The organism is Gemmata palustris, assembly GCF_017939745.1.
Taxonomy (GTDB): domain Bacteria; phylum Planctomycetota; class Planctomycetia; order Gemmatales; family Gemmataceae; genus Gemmata; species Gemmata palustris.
On record NZ_JAGKQQ010000001.1, the window covers coordinates 7047608 to 7067207 of the forward strand.

The 19600-nt window shown below is 65.4% G+C and carries 15 protein-coding genes and 1 pseudogene; 9 read left to right on the plus strand and 7 right to left on the minus strand.

Going from position 1 to position 19600, the window contains the following annotated elements:
• Positions 1-42: 42 nt before the first annotated feature.
• Positions 43-1281 carry a serine/threonine-protein kinase gene (locus tag J8F10_RS29250; RefSeq protein ID WP_210659985.1) on the minus strand — a complete coding sequence of 413 codons (1239 nt, stop codon included), beginning with the start codon at positions 1279-1281 and terminating at the stop codon, positions 43-45.
• A 328-nt stretch (positions 1282-1609) separates the two neighbouring features.
• Here J8F10_RS29250 and J8F10_RS29255 point away from each other — a divergent pair, with 328 nt between their 5' ends.
• Positions 1610-2086 (plus strand): DinB family protein, encoded by a 477-nt coding sequence (locus J8F10_RS29255; protein ID WP_210659987.1) that lies wholly within the window; start codon positions 1610-1612, stop codon positions 2084-2086.
• A gap of 74 nt (positions 2087-2160) precedes the next feature.
• Here J8F10_RS29255 and J8F10_RS29260 read toward each other — a convergent pair whose 3' ends face one another.
• From J8F10_RS29260 to J8F10_RS29270, 3 genes are all read right to left on the minus strand, one after another.
• A complete protein-coding gene (locus J8F10_RS29260) occupies positions 2161-5298 on the minus strand; it encodes a YCF48-related protein (protein WP_210659989.1) in 3138 nt (1045 codons plus the stop codon).
• A gap of 214 nt (positions 5299-5512) precedes the next feature.
• Entirely contained in the window at positions 5513-6457 is a 945-nt protein-coding gene (locus tag J8F10_RS29265) for an IS110 family transposase (protein WP_210652302.1), read from the minus strand.
• A 239-nt stretch (positions 6458-6696) separates the two neighbouring features.
• Positions 6697-7590, minus strand: coding sequence for a glycosyltransferase family 2 protein (locus J8F10_RS29270; RefSeq protein ID WP_210659990.1), 894 nt, complete (start codon positions 7588-7590; stop codon positions 6697-6699).
• Positions 7591-7721: 131 nt separating this feature from the next.
• Here J8F10_RS29270 and J8F10_RS29275 point away from each other — a divergent pair, with 131 nt between their 5' ends.
• On the plus strand, positions 7722-8897 hold the full coding sequence (locus J8F10_RS29275; protein ID WP_210659991.1) for a DegT/DnrJ/EryC1/StrS family aminotransferase: 1176 nt from the start codon (positions 7722-7724) through the stop codon (positions 8895-8897).
• Between the two features lie 207 nt (positions 8898-9104).
• Positions 9105-9527, plus strand: a complete 423-nt coding sequence (locus J8F10_RS29280; RefSeq protein ID WP_210659992.1) for a DUF2262 domain-containing protein — start codon at positions 9105-9107, stop codon at positions 9525-9527.
• A 289-nt stretch (positions 9528-9816) separates the two neighbouring features.
• Here J8F10_RS29280 and J8F10_RS29285 read toward each other — a convergent pair whose 3' ends face one another.
• Entirely contained in the window at positions 9817-10104 is a 288-nt protein-coding gene (locus J8F10_RS29285) for a PEP-CTERM sorting domain-containing protein (protein WP_246523635.1), read from the minus strand.
• 261 nt (positions 10105-10365) lie between these two features.
• On the opposite strand from J8F10_RS29285, the gene J8F10_RS29290 reads away from it, so the two are divergent.
• Positions 10366-12327: a BBP7 family outer membrane beta-barrel protein gene (locus J8F10_RS29290; RefSeq protein WP_210659994.1), complete on the plus strand. Its 1962-nt coding sequence runs from the start codon at positions 10366-10368 to the stop codon at positions 12325-12327.
• A gap of 254 nt (positions 12328-12581) precedes the next feature.
• Here the strand turns inward: J8F10_RS29290 and J8F10_RS29295 are convergent, their stop codons facing one another.
• Both J8F10_RS29295 and J8F10_RS29300 read right to left on the minus strand, forming a co-directional pair.
• A complete protein-coding gene (locus J8F10_RS29295) occupies positions 12582-13814 on the minus strand; it encodes an outer membrane protein assembly factor BamB family protein (RefSeq protein ID WP_210659995.1) in 1233 nt (410 codons plus the stop codon).
• Positions 13815-13962: 148 nt separating this feature from the next.
• Positions 13963-14961, minus strand: coding sequence for an IS701 family transposase (locus J8F10_RS29300; RefSeq protein WP_210651976.1), 999 nt, complete (start codon positions 14959-14961; stop codon positions 13963-13965).
• A gap of 258 nt (positions 14962-15219) precedes the next feature.
• Between J8F10_RS29300 and J8F10_RS29305 the strand changes: the two genes are divergently transcribed.
• The 5 genes and pseudogenes from J8F10_RS29305 to J8F10_RS40970 all read left to right on the plus strand — a co-directional run.
• Positions 15220-16095 carry a TIGR03000 domain-containing protein gene (locus J8F10_RS29305; protein ID WP_210659996.1) on the plus strand — a complete coding sequence of 292 codons (876 nt, stop codon included), beginning with the start codon at positions 15220-15222 and terminating at the stop codon, positions 16093-16095.
• Between the two features lie 141 nt (positions 16096-16236).
• On the plus strand, positions 16237-16794 hold the full coding sequence (locus tag J8F10_RS29310) for a hypothetical protein (RefSeq protein WP_210659997.1): 558 nt from the start codon (positions 16237-16239) through the stop codon (positions 16792-16794).
• Positions 16795-17105: 311 nt separating this feature from the next.
• Complete coding sequence (locus J8F10_RS29315; protein WP_210659999.1) at positions 17106-17948, plus strand: TIGR01457 family HAD-type hydrolase; 843 nt, start codon at positions 17106-17108, stop codon at positions 17946-17948.
• Positions 17949-18057: 109 nt separating this feature from the next.
• Entirely contained in the window at positions 18058-18756 is a 699-nt protein-coding gene (locus J8F10_RS29320) for a hypothetical protein (RefSeq protein ID WP_210660000.1), read from the plus strand.
• Between the two features lie 429 nt (positions 18757-19185).
• Positions 19186-19353: pseudogene (locus J8F10_RS40970) on the plus strand (carbon storage regulator); the annotation flags it as partial.
• Between the last annotated feature and the right edge of the window lie 247 nt (positions 19354-19600).

The following is a 19600-nucleotide window of genomic DNA, read 5'->3' on the forward strand; positions in this document are numbered from 1 at the left end:
GGTGATGGTGAGAAGGCAAGTGTGGGTGCGATGAGCGTGTCGTCAGTGGCACATCACGAGTGCGGCCCCGAGCGAAATGATCCCGAACAGAATGCCCGCGATCATGCCCATCACGGCCAGGCGCGTGGTGCGCTGTGCCCGCGCGAGTGCGTCGGCGGTGTTGATCGCTTCGAGGATCGGCCCCACTTCCAACCCCGCGGTGCTCTCCTGGACGGCGGCCGCGGCGAGCGGAGGGAGCCGCCCGGACGCCATGCCGCTGCGGTCGGGGGTGTTCATGAACGGTAAGAGCGCCTGGACCGCTTCGGCGGCCGTCTGGTAGCGGTCGGCCGGGTCCTTCGCGAGCATGATCTCGACGACCTGGGACAGCGCTTCGGGCACGTCGTCGCAGACGTCGTGTGCCGGCGGAACGGGCGACAACTGGTGCGCGATCATCTTCGCCGCGGTCGTCCCGGTGAAGGGCGGCTGGCCGGTGAGCAGGTGGTAGAGCGTGGCTCCGAGGTTGTAGATGTCCGCCCGGTGGTCGGCATCGGCGCAGCCGCGGAGCTGCTCCGGGGAAACGTAGTCGGTCGTGCCCATCGCGCCGCCGTTCCGCGCGAGTTTCGTACCGGAATCTTCAAAGAAGTCCGCGAGGCCGAGGTCGAGAACCTTCACGATCCCGTCACGCCCCACGAGCAGGTTGGCGGGCTTGATGTCGCGGTGGGCGACGCCCTTGTCGTGGGCGTGCTGGAGCCCCGCCGCGGCTTGAACCACGTAGCTCACGGCCTGCCCGACGGGGAGCCGCCCGCGCACGGCGAGCAATCGGTCGAGGGTCTCGCCGTCGATGTACTCGAACACCAGGAAGTACGTGCCCCGGTCGCACGCGACGTCGTAGGCGTGAACGATGTTCGGGTGGTCGAGGGTCGCGGCGGCGCGGGCCTCCTGGTAAAAGCGCTCCACGTTCGCCGGGTCGAGGGCCTGCTTGCCCGGCAAGACTTTCAGCGCGACGCGGCGCCGGAGCGCGGCGTGTTCCGCGAGGTACACGGTCCCCATCCCGCCCGCCCCGATCTGGTTCAGGATGCGGTACGGCCCGAGTTTGAACCCCTTGTGCTTCCCCTGAAGGATGAGTTTGGCTTGAAAGGGCGTGAGGATGCCCGCTTGAATGAGCCGCGTCGCGGTATCGGGCGCGGTCGACGGGATCGGCCCGGATTTGGTGAGAAATCCGGCGAGCGCATCATCGTCCGCGACCTCGGCGCGTCGCACGAGTGCAAGAACGGCATCGCCGGTACGAGGGGGTTCGGGCATTCGGGAACCCTGAGGTGATATCCGCCGCGCGAGTATTCGGTTTCTAGCGCTTCGGGGGAGATGGTATTACCGAAACGCCGACCCGCCAACCCACCCGGCCCTAATTGTGTATCGGGCGGGCGGAATGTTGAGCCCGCATAAAAGTCAGGATGACAGAACCGCGAGTCGATGTCAAACGTTTGATCCAAGAACCCGCGCTGATGGTTCCAGATAAGTGCCGCGGGTCGGCGCTCCAAAGGCGCCGACCCGGTATTGAAAGCCCTCCCCCTTCGCGCGGTACAACACCGCGGAGCGACTGACTTTTCACCCAAGCTTTGGAACCGGACCGATGTCTTCCCCTCAAGAACTGGCCGACCAGTACCTCGCCGGCGCCGCACAGGTCCGCGCCGCGGTCGCGGACCTGACCCGCGAACAACTCGCCGCGCGCCCGGTCGCGAACAAGTGGAGCACGCTGGAAGTCGTCTGCCACATCAGCGATTTCGAGTCGATCCTCGCGGACCGCATGAAACGAATCATCGCGCTGGCCAGTGAAGTGCCGCTCCTGATGAGCGCGGACGAAACACTGCTCGCGAAAGAATTGGGGTACACCCGGCGCGACGTGGCGGAAGAACTGACGCTAATCGAAGTGACCCGCAAACAGATGGCGCGCATCATCCGCGGGCTGACCCCGGAGCAGCTCCAACTGACCGGCAATCACAACAAGCGCGGGCTGCAAACGCTGGAGAAGGTAATTCAACTGGCGATCAATCACATCCCGCACCACCTCACGTTCATCGGCGAGAAGCGCAAAGCCCTGGAAGCGTAACCCGCGATTCGGGCGCTCACGAACGAAAGAAGGCCCACCATATCTGGTGAGCCTTCTTGATTGGCACGCGACTCTTACTTGTCCGCACGGAACTGGAGCAACCCCATCCCTTCGGGGCGCGGGTCGTTATCGGCGGGGCCGCTCCACGACTGCACACCGGCGCCCGGGATGATGCGCGACACGTTCATCGCCCACGTTTTACCGTGCGCGGGCTTGTCGCCGGTCAGTTCCACGAGCGGGATCGCGACCTCCGCCGTCCACCCGCTGTCGGTCGCGTGGAACGCGACGTGGTACTTCGGGTTCCAGCTCTTATCGCCCCAGCAGTCTTCCGCCAGGCACCCGCGGTGGTCGATCTGGAAGCGGTAGTACGTTTGGTAGTCGCGGTCCATGTCGAGCAGGACGTCCACGCGGTCGCGGCCGTTTAGGTCGGCGTCGCGGGTCCGCTTCGCGGCCGGCTCCACCTTCTTGCCGAGCGGGTGGGCGCACTTCACCCCGATGTACAGGTAGCGGTCGTCGTAGGTGAACATGCTCTCCGTGCGGTACTGCTCGCCGAACGCCTTCACCTCATCCGGCTTGTCGGACGCCGCGGTCGCGCTGAGCTTCATCACCTTCGCGGTCTTCCAGCAGTCGTCGTCGAGTTTGCCGTCGAGCATGGGGCGCGTCTCGGTGAGCCGGCAGTACGCGAGCGCCTTGGGCGGGGTCGGGATCGCAACGGGGTTCACGAGCCACAGTTCCGCCGCGAGGCAGTCGCGCCACAAATCGAGCCCCGGGGCCGCGGTCACGGCCGCGGGCGCTTGCTTAAAGTAGTCGTTGATGAACGTGTCCGCGTCGTTGTGGCGCCCGACCTGTTTGCGCGCGGTGAGGAAGCACAGCCACGAAGCCGGGTCGCGGCTGTAAACCGGACCGAACGCGGCCAGTTTCGGCTCCAGCTCGAGACAGGCCTGGTGCCACTTCAGGATCATGTTCGGGCTGTAGAACTTGTAGTGATCCTCTTCCACGTTCGCGCCACCCACGGTGGTGGTCGTCCCGCTCGCGGGCTTGATGTTGCCCCCACCGTTGGCCTCGAACGTGACGGTCCTCAGCAGCATCTTTTGCTGGATCTCGGTCCGGCGCCGGGCCTCGGTGCTCGCGTGGTAGCGCGTCAGCCAGCGGAACGCTTCCACCGAGAGCGGGTGCCCGGGGTAGTTAATGGTGAGAATGCCGAACACCTCGCGCGCCTCGACCCACTTGCCCTCGCGCGCCAGCCGCGACCCGACCCCGAACGCGGTCCGCGCCGCGACGTCGTCCGGCATCTTCTTGAGTTCGGTGTTGAGCGAGCCCATCAGCTTGTCCACGCCGCCGAATTCCGCGTCGCCGATGTTGGCGAGCGATTCGAGGTTGCGGCGCGACTGCACGGCCTTTTGCTTCTCGGCCGCGGCCGCCGGGTCGAAGTTCGTGGGGACGTTTCGGCGCGCCGTTCCGCCCGGCGCGAGCGTGACGCCGTCCATCAGGTTGGCGTGCCCCTCCGCGCCTTGCAGCCGGTGCGTGACCAGCACGAAGCAGCGGCGATCGATGACGGCGCTGTCACCCGCGAGAACGCGACTCGCGGCCTCGGCGAAGTCCCTCGGCGAATCGTTGAGCCGGTTGCTGAACACGCTCTGGTCGAGCTTCACGGCCGCGGTTTTCGGGTCGAGTGCGAGCGCGTAGAGCTTTTTCGCGGCCCACGGCTTCAGCCCGAGTGTAGTGAGCTGTTCCGGGAAGCAGTTCGCGTCGGCGGCCTGCTTGAAGGCTTCCTTCGCCGCGTTGAGCGCGAGAGCGTCGGCCGGGGAGGTGTCGGTCGCGAAGAGGTCGCACACGATCACGTCCGGCTGCCACGTGCGGATCGCCAGCACCGCGTGCCGCAGCAGTTGCTCGTTCGCCTTGCCGCCGTGGGCGCGGTCCCAGGTCGCGAGCAGCTCGCGCGGCGGCAACCCGGTCGCGTGCGCGGACAGCGGGAACGCCCACGCGCTTTCAACCGCAGCGCCACCCGCCAGGCGCATCGCGGACCGTGCCCGCAGCCCGTCGCTCGCGCGCTTCGGGTCGGACGTTACCGGGTCCGCGTTCATTAGACTCGTCGAGGCACACAGGTAGCCGTCGGCCGCACCGAGCGTGGCCACCACGTCGAGCGGCGTGTTCTTGCTGCTAGAGTGCAGGAACAGAGCTGCGGCACGCTGACCACCGGCCCGTTGCACCTTCCACGATTTTCCGCCGTCGACGGTGCCGATGATGCAGCCGAGGTCGCCGACGAGCCAGCCTTCCTTCTCGCTGACGAAGTGCATGCCGTTCACGGGCACGCTCAGTTCGGTCTTCTGCACGTCCCAGGTTTTGCCGAGGTCCGCGCTGTGCAGCACGAACCCGCCCGGCCGACCCGCGACCCACACGTGTGTGCCGAAGGCCGCCACACAACGGAAATCGCACGACGCGAGCGCCGTGGCCGGCAGCCCGAGGTTCACGAAGCCCCACTTGCGCCCGCCGTCGCTGCTCGTGAGGACCGCGCCGCCGTCGCACGCGGCGAACGCGGTTGCTCCTGACTTGGCTCCGTCGGTAGCACAGGCGACGCTGTGAATGCCGCGCCCGCCGAGCGGGTCGAGTTCCGCTTCGCGGTAGGTGCTGCCGTTCACTGTGCCCAACTTGCCCCACGCGCCCGCGACGATGATATCTTTCGCCGGCATCAGGACGTCCGCGCTGCGTGACGATGGCAGACGCGGCCCTTTTGCCGGCTCCCAACTCACCCCGCCGTCGGTGGTGGTGAACATGCCGGTGGGGAACGCATCGGAACCGTCGCCGCACGCGAAGCCGTTCTTTTCGTCCAGGAAGCGGACCGCGTGCAGCCCCGGCATCACGTTCGTGCCGACCTCGGCCCACCGGTTCCCGCTATCGGTCGTCTTCAGCATCACGCCGACCGACCCCGCGGGGGTATCGATGCGGCCGACCGCCCAGCCGGTGGACATGTTCACAAAGTGAATCCCGCGGAGACTGGCCCGCGTGCCGGTCTTCTGGCGCTCCCACTTGGCCCCGCCGTCCATCGAGTGCCAAATGGCGCCGTCGTCGCCGCACGCCCAGCCCTCGCTCGCGTCCACGAACTGAACCGCGTGCAGGCCCGCGTCGTCGAACGCGACCGCCGGCTGTGCGAGCGCGGGGGCCGCCATCGCGAACACGGACGCCACCGCCAAAAGTAACCGGACGCGAATCATGCTCCGCTCCACTCAAGGAGAGCCTCTCTCACTGCACCAGAGGCTTTGGGGGAGCGGGGTAATAGGCGAACCGAGGAAATGACGCTAGCCCAAAACACACACAGGGCTTCCGCCCTGTGCTACAAACGCCGGCCCCTCCGGGGCGGAAACGCATTGATGGTTCCGATCTTCGCCCCGGAGCGCCTGTGTTGGAGGTCAAGGGAAAAACACGCGATTAGGCGGTGGCGACGTTCGGGGTCCACGGTTTGTTGTCGCGGATCATGGCATTAAGGATGACGAGGAGCTTGCGCATCGCCGCCACCTGCGCGACCTTGATCGCTTTACCCGCCTTTCGCCGCTTCTGATAGAACGCGCGGATCGGCTCGTTGTACCGCACGGCCGAGAGGATCGCCATGTACAGGCCGCTCCGAACGCCCGCGCGCCCGCCGGCGATCGAACGGGTGCCCGACATCCGGCCACTGTCGCGGCTCATCGGGGCCACGCCCACGAGCGACGCGATCCGCTTGTTCGAGAGCGTTCCCAGCTCCGGGAGCTCGCTCACCAGCACCCGGCTCACGACCGGTCCGATGCCCGGAACCCCTTGGAGCAGGTCGTCCTTGGCGCGCCACACCGGACGCGCTTCAATGAGCTCGGCCAGTTCCTTGTCGACCTGGTCCAGTTGCTTCGAGAGCCACGCGATGTGGGCCCGCACGCTCGTCGCCACGCGCGCGGTCGCCAGGGCCAGGCGGTTGGCCTCCGCGGTGCGCATCTCCAACAGCTGGCGGCGCCGGTCCACGAGACCCGCGAGGGCCACGGCCTCGGCACCGGGGAGCGCCCGGACCTCGGGTCGGATGGCCTCGGCGAAATGGGCCAGTACCGCGGCGTCGATGGCGTCGGTCTTGGCGAACTTGCCGGTGGCCCGGGCGAAGTCCCGTACCTGGCGCGGGTTGACGACGGCCACGGGGTGCCCGGCCGCGGCGAGGGCCGCGGCCACCGCGCCCTCGAACCCCCCGGTGGCTTCGAGGACGATGCGCTCGGGCGCCCGTTCGCCCACGCGCGCGAGTAGGGCCGCAATACCGGTCGGGTCGTTGGTGTAGCGCGCGGCCGATCCGTCGGGCCGCGCGTGGAGGTCGAGATGATCCTTGGAGACATCGATCCCCACGAAACATGCGGTCGTCATGGTGGTGCCCCGATGCACCCGTTCGGCCCGGCCTTGCGAATCCGGTTGGGGTCCACGCGCCTGTTCGGGCTGCGAGGGTGCGAGAGTTGTGGGGTGGTCCTTGCTCCGGGACGGGATTTCACTCCCAAGGGGCGTGCGGCCTACCCCACCACTCTTCGGTTTACGAAACATACAAGGGGACGGCGTCCGTAGCACAGGGCGGAAGCCCTGTGTACCCGGGGCTTGCGGGGTTCACCGGGTCAGTCCGCGAGCCAGTAGCGGATGATGCAGTAGAGGGCCTGGAACCCGTCCTTCATGCCGATCTTCTTGCCCTCTTCGTAGGTGCGCCCGGAGTAGCTGATCGGCACCTCGTAGATGCGCCACGGGGGCTGGCCCTTGCGCTTGCGCGCGATCTTCGCGGTCACCTCGGGCTCGAACCCGAAGCGGTTGCTTTTCAGCGTCATGCCCTGAATCACTTCGCGCTTGAAGACCTTGTAGCACGTCTCCATGTCGGTCAGGTTCAGGTTGGTACACCAGTTCGAGAGCGTCGTGAGCACCTTGTTGCCGACCGAGTGCCAGTAGTACAGCACCCGGTGGCTCTCGCCGATGAACCGCGACCCGATCACCACGTCGGCGCGCCCGTCGAGGATCGGCTGGATCAGCTTCGGGTACTCGGCCGGGTCGTACTCCCAGTCCGCGTCCTGCACGACCACCAGGTCGCCGGTGCAGTGCTTGAAGCCCTCGCGGAGTGCCGCGCCCTTGCCCATGTTCTTGGGCTGGTGGAACACGCGCACGTTGTCGTACTGCTTCTCCAGTTGGGCGAGGATCGCGGGCGTCCCGTCCGTCGAGAAGTCGTTGACCAGGATCAGCTCTTTGGGGATCTCGACGGCCTGCACGCGGCGCACCAGCTCCCCGAGCCAGCGCTCCTCGTTGTACACCGGGATCACCACCGAGAGCTTGAACCCCGGCGGGATCGGGTAAATTCCGATCTGCCGACAGGCGTTCACGCCCAGCAACTGTTCCAGCAGCGCGACCCGCGCGTTCGGGTCGGCCGCCACGCGCTCCAACAGCGGCGCGAGCAGTGGCGCGATCTCGGCCAGCGTTTCGGCGGGCTTCCCGGTCGCGGGAACTTTCTGTGTCAATGCGGTCGTCATGCGTCCTCGTCCTCCGTGCGGCTGGGCAAGCCGGCTTGACACGTTCACCTCCAGTAACGTAGGGATAGGACGCTTTCGTCAACCCCGGATCGCGACCGAGACCGACTTTCGCGGCGCATGGAGGCGTCTACGTGAAACCGACTTCTTCCGTTTCAGCATCAGCCCCGGCCCCTGTTCCGCTGTGCGATATTCAAGCCCAGTACAACTCGCTGAAAGAGGAGATCAACGCGGCGGTGCTGCGCGTGCTCGGCTCCGGGCAAGCGATCCTGGGGCCGGAAGTGGCCGCCTTCGAGCAGGAGGCCGCCCAGTTCTGCGGCGCCCAGTTCGGGATCGGGTGCGGGTCCGGGACCGACGCCCTGGTGCTCGCGCTGCGGGCGCTCGACATCGGCCCGGGCGACGAAGTGATCGTCCCGCCGTTCACCTTTTTCGCCTCCGCGAGCGCGGTCGCCCGGATCGGCGCGACCCCGGTGTTCGTGGACGTCGACCCGATCACGTTCAACCTCGACCCGGGCCAGATCGAAGCCAAGATCACCTCGCGCACCCGGGCGATCATGCCCGTCCACCTGTTCGGCCAGTGCTGCGACATGGACGCCATCTGGCAGATCGCCGGGGACCGGCAGCTCTACGTGGTCGAGGACGCGGCGCAGTCGTTCGGCAGCGAGTACCGCGGGACGCGCTGTGGGACGCTGGGGATCGTGGGCTGCATGAGCTTCTACCCCACGAAGAACCTCGGCGCGCTCGGCGACGCGGGGCTCGTGACCACCAACGACCCGGCCATCGACAAGAAGCTCCGCGCCCTCCGCGTTCACGGCTCGGAGGTGAAGTATTACCACAAGTACATCGGCTACAACATGCGGCTCGACGCGGTCCACGCCGCGGTGCTCCGGGTGAAACTGCCGCACGTCGCGACCTGGCTGACCGCGCGCGAGACCGCCGCGAAGCGCTACGATTCGCTGCTCGAGCGCGCGAACCTGCACGGGTTCATGCGGCGCCCCATCGCAATGCCCGACCGCCGGCACACGTACAACCAGTACGTCGTCCGCGTGCCGTCGAACCACCGCGACGCGCTCGTGAAGTACCTGAAAGAGAACGGCGTGGGCGTGGAAGTGTACTACCCGCTCAGCCTGCACCAACAGGAGTGCTTCAAGTACCTGGGGTACCGCACCGGCGACTTCCCGACCAGCGAAGAATCGGCCGGCGGGGTGCTCGCGCTGCCGATCTTCCCGGAGATCACCGAGGCGCAACAAGAGCGCGTGGTCGATGTGTGTACCAGTTACCTGCGCCAAACCGTGCGCCGGGCCGCGTAACGGTATCGGAGCCGCCGCGCATCCGTGTGAGTGTCGAGGCCGTATTGGGCGAACGGCCGGTGTGAGCCGGCCGGTGCTGTGTCTAAATAGCTCCCGCCAAATGGAGAAGTGGTACGCTGGCCTTCGGCGATAGATTGCAACGACCGCAACGTTCGGGGATGATAGGTCGGTCAAACTACACACGAGTTCGGCAAGAGAGGTGGGGGAATGGCTGGCTCGCTTCACCACCCCACACTCGGCTTCCTGGAATGGGATGACAAACTTGCGTGGTGGGTCGGCAGAATCGATCTGGAGCCTGACCATCCGGTCGATATCTTCATTTCAGGTGAGGGCGACCCACCCGAGGCGGCGTTAATGCATGTCCCCGACTGGCTGGAGCGAATTTGGAGTAGGGAGCTCCAGTATCGACGTTGGACCGCCGAGCAAGTGGAAAGCGGCCGCTGGAATTCGGAAGAAGCCATGACCGTTGAGGACATCACCAACTTGTTACAGCTCGCTTCCATTAACTTCGATTCGGATGGCGAGGCTGGCCTGTACTGGGGTGACCAAGACCGCTTTTATTGGGGCCACAACCTCGTCACGGACGTCGACGCGAATGGGAACCCAGTCAGGGCGCGGATCGAAGGTTAGCGCCAGGAACGTGTCAACCTGTGCCTGGAAAAGCCAGGCCGAACCCGGTCGCGTGAACTGATTTCCGTTGTTCGCTCCGTGCCCAGGTGGGTTACTGATAGCGCGGCCGGTGAGCATTATGTTTAGTCATCACTTCCGCATTTGCACGGAAGGTGTTTAAACAGGATCAACCGGATTCAGAACCGCGTTTCGTGCGGCTTCTTCATCCTGTCTAAGCACAGCACCGGCCGTTCGCCAAGGCACAGAGGGCCGGGGATCAAATCCCCGGCCCTCTGTGCTTTGTTTTTCTTCAAGCCGTTGGCCGCTTCCGCCATTTCTTCGCAGCCGCGAGTGCTCCGAACCCCAGCAACCCGATCAGCCCCGTGGACGGTTCGGGCGTGTGTTGAGGCGGGCCGATCGGCGGCTTGTCCACCGGGACCGGCGGACCGACCGGCGGATTGGGCGTTTCGGGCTCGCCCGGTGGGGGTGGCGGGGTCAGCCTCTCGTTCGGTGGCAGCAGACTGCCGGGCCAACCGTACCAGTAGAATGCGTGCGCCGGGGTGTTGACCGCCAAGAGCACGATCACCGCCCCCCACATTCGCCAGCTTCCGCGCGGCACACGCATTGTTGAGGTTCCACTCACACTAAGCCCTCCGACACTCCCGCAGCACGGCACATCCCAAACTGACTCATTAATGTCAACCCTGATTACGGCACGGCGCTAGTCGCGTGAATTTGGCGGGAATCGGTAAACAGGGTGGCATTTGCGCGAAAATCGTTCGGGAACGATCCGAGAAAGTTTGCGGGTTGTGCCGCCGCCCGACCGAATCAACTGAGTGAACCGTGTTCGGGGGCGGATATGAAGCGCTTCGGGGTGAAAGCGATCGGTCTGGGCCTGGCGCTAACCGCGGGGTCGGCGCTGGCCGCCGACGGCGATTGGCGCCCGCTCGGCGCGACCGATCCGTCTTCGGGTGTGGTGCCGGCGGGGGCACCGGCTTTGCTGCCACCAGCGCTCCGCAAAGCGCCGATCAAGGACGAAGGTCCGATCTGGTTGCCGGCCCAGCAGCCGGTCGCGCCAACTATTAAGCAAACGAGCGGGCGGGCCGAACCCGATTCCGTCGTTCCGCCTTTCGCGCCCGTGCCACAACCTCAGCCGTTACCGGGGAACGTAGCCCCGCGGCAGACGAAGTGGCCGCCGGAACCGCCCGGAATGATCGGGCCGCGGACCAGCGGCATCGGCGATGTCGGTCCGGCTCCCGCGCTCCCGCCAATACAGGTACCGGATGTCCCGCAGCCGGGCGCGTCGGAACCGCCCCCCATGCGCGCGGTGACTCAACCGCCCGCGCCGCAACCCGACTCGGGAGCGCCCGCGAACCCGCTCCCGGTCCCGCGGGCGAGCGACCCGCCGACGATGCGCCCGCCGCAACCGCCGTTCAATCAGCCGTCGTGGAACGGGGTCGACCCGCAGGCGACCCCGCTCCCCACGCCGCGCCCGGTGGACCCGCGCCCGGTCTGGCAGGAAGACCCTCCGTCCCCCTTTCCGGTGCTCCAGCCCGCGCCCGCGGAACTGATGTACCCGGCCGGGGCGTTCGAGACGTCCAAGAACGGCACATTCGGCTCCCAACCGATCCGGCTCTCGCGCGACTACCCGCCGCTCAGCGAGTTGGCCGGCCGCCACTCGCGCGACCTGAGCCTCGACGACGGCGCGAACGGGCCGATGAACCGGTACTTCGTGCGCGGCGAGTATCTGCTGTGGTGGATGCCGGGGTTCGCGACGCCGGTGCTCGGCACGACCAATGCGAACACCGCCCTGAACGGCTACCTCGGCGAACCCGGAACGACCTCGCTCCTCGGCCCCGGGGCCTTCCTCGACAGCACCCGCAGCGGGTTCCGCATCCGCGCCGGCGCGTGGTTGGACGAGAGCCAATCGTGCGGCATTGATGGCGGGTTCTTCTTCCTGGGTAACAAGTCGGACTCCGTCACATTCAGCCCGGACCGGTTCCCGCTCATCACGCGCCCGGTTTTCGTGCCCAACCTGGTTCCGGGCACGAATCAGGCGCTCGGTGAGAACGGCGAAGCAGTCGCGGTGCCCGGGATCTTGCGCGGGTCGCTCGGCGTTCAGGCGGACAGCCAGTTGTGGGGCGCGGACGTGAACGCGCGCTGGTGCTGGAAAAACACCTGCGATTCGCGGTCCGAAATGTTCGCGGGTTACCGGCACCTCAACTTGCGCGAGAGCCTCGCGATTACCGAAAACATCACCGTGATCGGGTCCGGCGGGAACCGGCTCGTGATCCCCGACCCGATCGGCACGCAGATCGTGGTGCAGGACCGCTTCGCGACGCGGAACCAGTTCCACGGGGCACAAGTCGGCGCAGTCTACGACCGGCGCTGGGGCCGCTGGGACTTGGAAGCGCGCGGGTCGGTCGCGCTCGGCGCCACGCACCAGATTCTGGAGATCAGCGGCTTCCAGACGCGCCAGCAGCCGGGCGGCCCTCAAGCGGTGTTCAACAACGGCGGGCTGCTCGCGGCCGGCACGAACATCGGCAAGTTCTCGCGCGACCGCTTCAGCGTGGCGCCGGAGCTAACCCTGAATCTCGGGTACTCGGTCACGCCGAACTTCCGCGTGTTCGCGGGGTACAACTTCCTCTACTGGTCGAACGTGATTCGGCCGGGCGACCAGATCGACCACGTGGTCGATCTCACGTTCGTGCCGAACGCGCTGCCCTTGGGGTTCTCGGGCCAGTACCGGCCCCGCCCGCTATTCAAGCAGTCCGACCTGGCGATCAACGGCGTCCAGTTCGGTCTCGAGTTGAAGTGGTGACCGAAGATCGGTGTTAGTGGCCCACGCCCTGATCGAATGAGGGTTTTAAACGAGCCGCGACCGCAAGGGAGCGGGACGATGGCCCCCAGATGTTTGGCTGGTGATCACGTAAAAACTGCGGCGATTCCCGCTCCCTTGCGGTCGCGGCTCGTTTCGGTCGGAATTCCGTGGCGCAGGCCTCCGACCTGTGGAGGCGCGTGCAACACAGGCCAGAGGCCTGTGCCACGAAAATAAAGGCCCGAACGCGCACGATCTCACTTCTTTCCGAAGCAGAACAAGGTGTTGACCCCGCGAATGTAGACGCGGCCGTCCGCGATCGCGGGGCTGGCGTAAACGCCTTCATCAAGCGAAACCTTCGCCGGCTCTTCGTACTCCTTGTCCGCCTTCACCACGGCGACCTCGCCCTTCTCCGAAACCATCAGGATCTTGTCGCCCACGAGGATCGGGGACGCGGTCACGTCGCCGGTGAACACGCGCTCCGCCCACGCCGCCTTGCCGGTCTTCGCCTCCGCGCACGCGGCGACGCCCTTGTCGCCGATCCAGAACAGCCGGTTGTCCTTCACTAACAGGCACGGTACGTAGGGCGTGTCCTTTTTCAGATCCCAGACCTTCGTGGGCTTCTTCCCGTCGATGTCGATCGCCGCCATGTACCGCGACCCGCCGCCGTCCCCGCAGTACACCACGAGCAGCCCGTTCACGTACACCGGGTGCCCGATCACGCGGAGCGGCATGTCGCCCTTCGCCCACACCATCGTGTACTCCCAGTTGACCTTGCCGGTCGCGGGCTGGTACGAGGTGATGGCCGTCGTGGTGCCGAGGATCAGTTCCGCGGGCTTGCCCGGGCGCTCGAGCAGGAACGGCGTGGTGTAGCTGGCGCGCACGTGCTTCCGCTCCGCGAACCACTTCTTCTGCCCGGTCTTCGCGTCGAACGCGACCAATTCCGCGTGCTTGTCGTCGTCCACGTTCACGAACACGAGCCCGTTGTGAACCATCGGCGAGAATCCGGGGCCGTGCTGACTCACGTAGCTGCCGAGCGACGCCTGCCACGCCTCCTTGCCGGTCAGGTCGTAGGCGGCCAGGCTGACGGCGCTCCCGTCCCACCAGGCGCAGTAAATCTGCGTGCCGTCACAGGCCGGCGTGCCGGATGCGAGCGAGTTCTTCGCGTGCGCGGAGGCCTTGTTGCCGGGTAACTCCTTCGTCCACAGCGTCTTACCGTCCGCCGCGTTCAGGCACATGAGTGAGCGCGCCTTGCCGTCGGCGGAGGCCGATTGCAGGTACACTTTGCCGTCCACGATGATCGGCGAACTGACACCCTTTCCGCCGGGCACCTTCACCGCCCACAGCGGGTGCGCCGGGTCGATGTCCGGCAGCGTTCCCGCGACCGTGCCGGAGCCGTTCGGCCCGCGGAACCGCGGCCAGTCCCCGGCTTGACCGAGCGCGAGCGCGAACGTGCTCGCGAGTAGCGACAGGAGGCAGGTGCGGCTCATGTTGTGGCGTCTCGGCAGGAGTGGGTCGAACGAACCGGGCGGGAGGTTGACAGGGATTATCGCAAACTGGGTAGCAGATGCAACTGCCTGGGGGGAGGCGCGGAATGCGGAACGCGGAGCGCGGAGCGCGGAGCAATACTGGTAGGTGTTACGCAGTCCGCATGTTTGGGAAGCAAATATGAGGTCGCGTGAGGTAGCTGCGGACCGCGTCTCGAATGATGGCGGTCTTGGCTTCCACCCAACTGACGCCACGGGCGAAGCAGTGGGCCTCGAACCGGAGGAACGCGCGCAGGGCCAACCCGATGTGGTTCCGCTGCGCGCGGGCCGTTCGGCACTGGCACCGCTCGATCCCGGTGCATTGTTTGATCCCTCGGTGGTAGTTCTCGATGGCCCAGGAGAAGTCCGCGAGCTGCAACCGCGCCAAGTCCGTCATCGCCAAATCGTTGGTGGCCCAGTACGCGGTGCCACCGTTTGGGATGGCGATCCCGAATACCTTCACCAACCCGAACCCCGGCAGCCACACCTCCGTGCCCGTGGCTGCAATGGCCGTGTCCGCCAGGGCTCGCGTGCCCCGACGGTCGAGGTTTACCAGCCGGTTCGACTTGAGCCGGGTGAGCCACGTCCACCCGCAGTCGCGTATCAATTTGAGGTTGTCCAAACTACTGTACCAGCCGTCGAATACGACGCACCGGGGCTTGAACCGGCGCGCGTAGGCGGTCCGGATCATGTCCCCGAAGTGGTCGTTCTTGGTGCGCCCGTCGCCCGTGTCGTACACCCGGTAATCGCACGGGATATGGCGATCCCCGTCGGTCCACAGCAAGGACACCAAGTTGATCCCCTGGACGACCGCGTGGTGCTTGCCGGACCAGTGCCGGGTCACCAGTTCGATGGCCTTGGCGTAAGGCTTGTCGAGGGTCGAGTCATCTATGACAAGGACACCGCCGGCGCGCCGGACTTGGGTTGCGGCTTCGGCCCAAAGGGTGCTCGGGTCCGGCTCCAATCGGGTCAGCAGGCGAGTGAAGGCGTCGTGGGCCGGCGGGTCCGGGACCGCCGGCTGCACCCGCGCGGCTTCCGCCCCCGAGCACGCCTTCGGGGTCGCGATCAGGAACTCGATGTAGTCGCGCGGGAACACCTTGGGTACGCTCATGGGCCGATCGTAGTACCACACCGGCACCCGCGCAAGCCCCAAAAACGCCGCACTGCGTAACACCTAACTGGAAGAGAAGCCAATGCAGTTCTGTTCCTCATTCTCTGTTCCGCACTCCGCATTCCGCATTCCGCGCTCCCCGCCCCCCACTCCATCACTATTGCCGTCTAGGGCTTGCATGCGTACTTGGTTTCGGTGACACTATTCCGCAACTGACCCAGGTAGCCCACTCAGGTTCCCGCTGCTTCGAGGAGTTCCATGTTCACCCGTACCGCGCGTATGTTCGGGTTCGCTCTCGCTCTGTTCTTCGTCACCGCCGGGCTGACGTCGCTGTCCGTCAGCGCGCAACCGGACAAGAAGGGCGAGAAAAAGGACGAAAAGAAAGACTCGAAGAAGGTCAAGTCGAAGATCAAGATCACGGTTCCGCAGGACGACGCGAAACTGAAGATCGAGGACAAGGACACCAAGCCGACCGGCGTGACCCGCGAGTTCGAGACGCCCGAACTGGATTCGGGCAAGTTGTACGAGTACACGTTCTCCGTCACGTGGCAGCCGAACAACTACACCACGCTGACCCGCACGAAGTCGATCGAGTTCAAGGGCGGCGACGACATCGTCGCGGACCTGACGAAGGCCGACCCGAAGGCCCCGGACAAGGCCGTGATCCGGTGGGTGCCGACCCCGGACGACATCGTCGACGAGATGCTGAAGCTCGGCAAGGTCGGGAAGGACGACGTGGTGTACGAGCCGGGTCCGGGCGACGGCCGGATGCTCATCGCCGCCGTGAAGAAGGGCGCGAAGAAGGGCGTCGGCATCGAACTCGACCCGAAGAAGGCGGACGAGGCCAAGGACGCCGTCAAGAAGGCCAAGCTCGAAAAGGAAATCACGATCATCGAGGGCGACGCGCTGAAGGACCGCGACTACAGCGAAGCGACCGTGGTTCTGCTGTACATGGGCAACGAGTTCAACAACCTGCTCCGCCCGGTTCTCGAGAAGCAGCTCAAGCCGGGTGCCCGCATCGTCTCCCACCGGTTCGTTATCGGCGACTGGGCGCCGGACAAGACCATCAAGGTGACCGGGGCCGACGGCGAAGAGTACACCCTGCACGTGTGGACCGTGAAGGAAAAGAAGTAAGGTCGCACTGCGGCGTCGAGCGAACCCGGTGCGCTGCTGAACGGGCCGTCCCGTCCGCGGCGCTCCGGGTTCGGCGTAACATCCCGGGCCGGTACGCGGTATTATTGCTGTGTCGCGTGTCCCTCATTTTCGGAGAGCCAGATGATTCGTAACGTGTTGGCCGCGGCGGTGGTCGCGGTGCTGGGCGGCGCGGTGGTGGCGGCGGATCTGAAGTCCGGTCCGCAGGTCGGCGCGAAGGTGCCCGGCGCGTTCGCGCCGTACAACGTGACCGGCGAGGACGCGGGGAAGACCGCGTGCCTGTACTGCCGGGGCGGTAACAGCCCCGTGGTCGCGATCTTCGCCCGCACCGGCGACGACGCGATGACCCAGAAGCTCATCAAGGCCGTGGACGCCGAAACCGCCAAGAACGCGAAGGCCGACATGTTCAGTTTCGCGGTGTTCAGCGGCGACAAGGACAAACTCGAACCGCAGCTCAAAGACGCCGCGAAGAAGGCCGAACTGAAGACGACGGTTCTCGCCATCGATGATAAAGAAGACCCGATCCCCGAAAAGTACGCGCTGAACAAGGACGCCGACGTGACCGTGATCCTGTACGTCGATCGCGTCGTGAAGGCCAACTACAGCTTCCCGAAGGGCAAGCTCACGGACAAGGACATTGAAGCCGTGGTGAAGGACGTGTCAAAGATCGTCACGCAGTGACCTGAAAGCGGGCACTCGCGACCCGGCCGACTTCAAACGCTCCGACCCGGTCGGGGCGTTTCGCGTTGATATGCACATTCTGCGGGCACACCAACGCGCTTCACACCGATTGCACATTCGACCGAACTCGCTATTTCACAGTACCTTAGAACTCATCTTTGCGCACTTTTCTATTTACGGCACGCGCGATGCTTTACACCTCATAACCTCCCTGCCGCATCTCCGGCGGTCCTCCACCCCAAACTACTCCCCAACATCGGCCCACGGGCACTGCGCCCGCGGCGGGTATCGTTTCGTTTCCTGAGGAGCGTATGGTGCAGCACAGCACACCGAAGTTCGGCTTCTTGATCGATATGGACGGGGTTCTCTACCGCGGTACGGACCTGATCGTCGGGGCCGAGCGGTTCGTGCGGGAGCTCCGCGACCGCGACATTCCGTTCCGGTTCCTGACGAACAACAGTCAGCGCACGCGGCGCGACGTGGTGGCCCGGCTCGTGCGCCTGGGGCTCGACGTCGAAGAGGAGCACGTCTTCACCAGCGCGATGGCGACGGCGCGGTTCCTGGCGCAGCAAAAGCCCGGCGGCACCGCGTTCGTGATCGGCGAGGGCGGGTTGCTCACCGCGCTCCACCAGCACGGCTACGCGATCGTCGACCACGACCCGGATTACGTCGTGGTCGGCGAGGGCCGCACGTTCAACCTCGAACTAGTCGAGGTCGCGGTCCGCATGATCCTGGGCGGCGCGAAGCTGATCGCCACCAACATGGACCCGAACTGCCCGACGCAGAACGGGCTGCGGCCCGGGTGCGGCGCGCTCGTGGCACTGCTCGAAACCGCCACCGGCGTGAAAGCGTTCAGCGTGGGCAAGCCCAGCCCGGTCATGATGCGCGCGGCGCGCAAGGAACTCGGGCTCGCTACCGACCAGACGACGATGGTCGGCGACACGATGGAAACGGACATCCTCGGCGGCGTGCAACTCGGGTTCCACACGGTGCTCGTGCTGAGCGGCGGGACCAAGCACGAAGACCTGCCCCGGTACGCCTACCGGCCGGAAACGGTGGTGCCGTCGCTGGCGGAACTGACCGACCTGCTCGACGCGAACGAGTGGCAGCCGCCGTGGCGCCAGGCCCGCGTCCGCGTCCCGGCGCGCGTGTGAGCCGGTAACGCGGTTCTCACGTTACTTCCATTTTTAGCTTGCGTTCGCGAGCGCCTCCGCACCCAATGGCGGCGGGTTCATTCCTCGCCCCATTAATTGGGAGTCGCTCGTGGCAGTCTTCACCGCGAAGATCCCGGTCGCAATAGCGACCGGGATCGTTGGTTTCGTGCTCGGTGGCGGCCTCGTCGGGGTCGTCATGTCGTACACGCTGGTCAAGCCGGACCAACAAGTCGCAGCCGCCCCCGGCGGGGACGATGAGAAGGGTAGCGATCCCAAGGGCGGCAAGGGTGGTGTTCCCGGCGCGCCCGGAGTCGGTGGCGGCGGGGGTGGAAAAGGCGGCAAGGGTGGCGGCGGGGGTGGAAAAGGTGGTGGAAAAGGCGGCGGTGGTGGAGGGGGAGGTGGGTTGGGTGGCGGCGGTGGAGGAGGCGGGGGCGCGCCCGGCGGACCGAAGGGGCCGAGTTCCAAGGCGCAACTCGCTCAGCTCGTGAACAAGCTCGACACGCTCACCAAGAAGCCCCTTTCGGTCGAACTGACCGCGGACCAGAAGAAGCAGACGAAGGAACTGCTCGCGGGCCTGGAATCGGCAGAGGACTTGAAGGAAGAAGACGCGAAGAACAAACTGGACGCGCTACTCAAGTTGTTTGAAGGCAACAAACAAACGCTCGAAGCCGCGGGTTACCGTTGGCCCGGTGGGGGCGGAGGGGGAATGGGCGGCGGAGGGATGGGTGGTATGCCACCTCCGAACCCCTTTAAGGGCGGCGACGGAGCCGATCGGCTGAAATCGCTCCAATCAACGCTCGAAAGGTAATACCCTTCGCGACATGCGCACCAAATTGCCAGGCCCGCGAACTGCCGTGCGCGTGTCTGAATACAGTTGGTAGCCGGACGCGCACGCGATTCTGCTATTGCCTCAAATTTTAATCATTAGACTCCGTTCCGTGCCCCTGGTGTGCGGAGCGGAGTATTTTTTTCTGCATTATTAGAAACATTTTGCCATCTTCGTGCGTCTATATTGTGTTGGCTTCGGAATTGCTCAAGTTTCTTTCGTCGGCAACCGACATCGGCTCTGAAGCAGGTGGTAGGTAACGTTTCGGTAACAGCAGGACGGAACTTGAGAGAAAAATGAGTCCGGTCTGCAAGATGCGACAAATTGTGTCGTAGAATCAAGTAATGAGGAAAGCTGGCGGGGTCAACACCAACCTGACCCACCGCGAGCACCATCCAGGAGGGACATCTCATGCTCGTTCTCACTCGGCGCCCCGGCGAATCCATCATCATTGCCGGTGACATCAAAATCACTGTGGTTAACGTTGGCCCCGGCCGCGTCAAACTGGGCATCGAGGCCCCGTCGCACGTCCGCGTGGACCGCCAGGAAATCCACGACAAGATCGAACAATCCGCGGACGTTTTGGCGACCGTGGGCGGCGAAGTCACGCTCGATTCGCAGAACACCATGATTAGCAGCGGCCCGGACACGGCCATGATTTCCACGGCGGTGCCGACGATCGCGCCACAAGCGGCTCAGGCCACCGTACCGCCCCTCGGGAAACTGAGCAAGTACCGGCTCCCGCGCAAGCCGCGCTAGACCGCACTGCAAACACCTGGGATTCTCCCCGCAATTTGCCTCTCAATTCTCTTCATTGAGAAATGAA

Coding starts and splice junctions, on each gene's coding strand:
- J8F10_RS29250 (WP_210659985.1), bottom strand. CDS start 1,281: ATGCCCGAACCCCCTCGTACCGGCGATGCCGTTCTTGCACTCGTGCGA.
- J8F10_RS29255 (WP_210659987.1), top strand. CDS start 1,610: ATGTCTTCCCCTCAAGAACTGGCCGACCAGTACCTCGCCGGCGCCGCA.
- J8F10_RS29260 (WP_210659989.1), bottom strand. CDS start 5,298: ATGATTCGCGTCCGGTTACTTTTGGCGGTGGCGTCCGTGTTCGCGATG.
- J8F10_RS29265 (WP_210652302.1), bottom strand. CDS start 6,457: ATGACGACCGCATGTTTCGTGGGGATCGATGTCTCCAAGGATCATCTC.
- J8F10_RS29270 (WP_210659990.1), bottom strand. CDS start 7,590: ATGACGACCGCATTGACACAGAAAGTTCCCGCGACCGGGAAGCCCGCC.
- J8F10_RS29280 (WP_210659992.1), top strand. CDS start 9,105: ATGGCTGGCTCGCTTCACCACCCCACACTCGGCTTCCTGGAATGGGAT.
- J8F10_RS29285 (WP_246523635.1), bottom strand. CDS start 10,104: ATGTGGGGGGCGGTGATCGTGCTCTTGGCGGTCAACACCCCGGCGCAC.
- J8F10_RS29290 (WP_210659994.1), top strand. CDS start 10,366: ATGAAGCGCTTCGGGGTGAAAGCGATCGGTCTGGGCCTGGCGCTAACC.
- J8F10_RS29295 (WP_210659995.1), bottom strand. CDS start 13,814: ATGAGCCGCACCTGCCTCCTGTCGCTACTCGCGAGCACGTTCGCGCTC.
- J8F10_RS29300 (WP_210651976.1), bottom strand. CDS start 14,961: ATGAGCGTACCCAAGGTGTTCCCGCGCGACTACATCGAGTTCCTGATC.
- J8F10_RS29305 (WP_210659996.1), top strand. CDS start 15,220: ATGTTCACCCGTACCGCGCGTATGTTCGGGTTCGCTCTCGCTCTGTTC.
- J8F10_RS29310 (WP_210659997.1), top strand. CDS start 16,237: ATGATTCGTAACGTGTTGGCCGCGGCGGTGGTCGCGGTGCTGGGCGGC.
- J8F10_RS29315 (WP_210659999.1), top strand. CDS start 17,106: ATGGTGCAGCACAGCACACCGAAGTTCGGCTTCTTGATCGATATGGAC.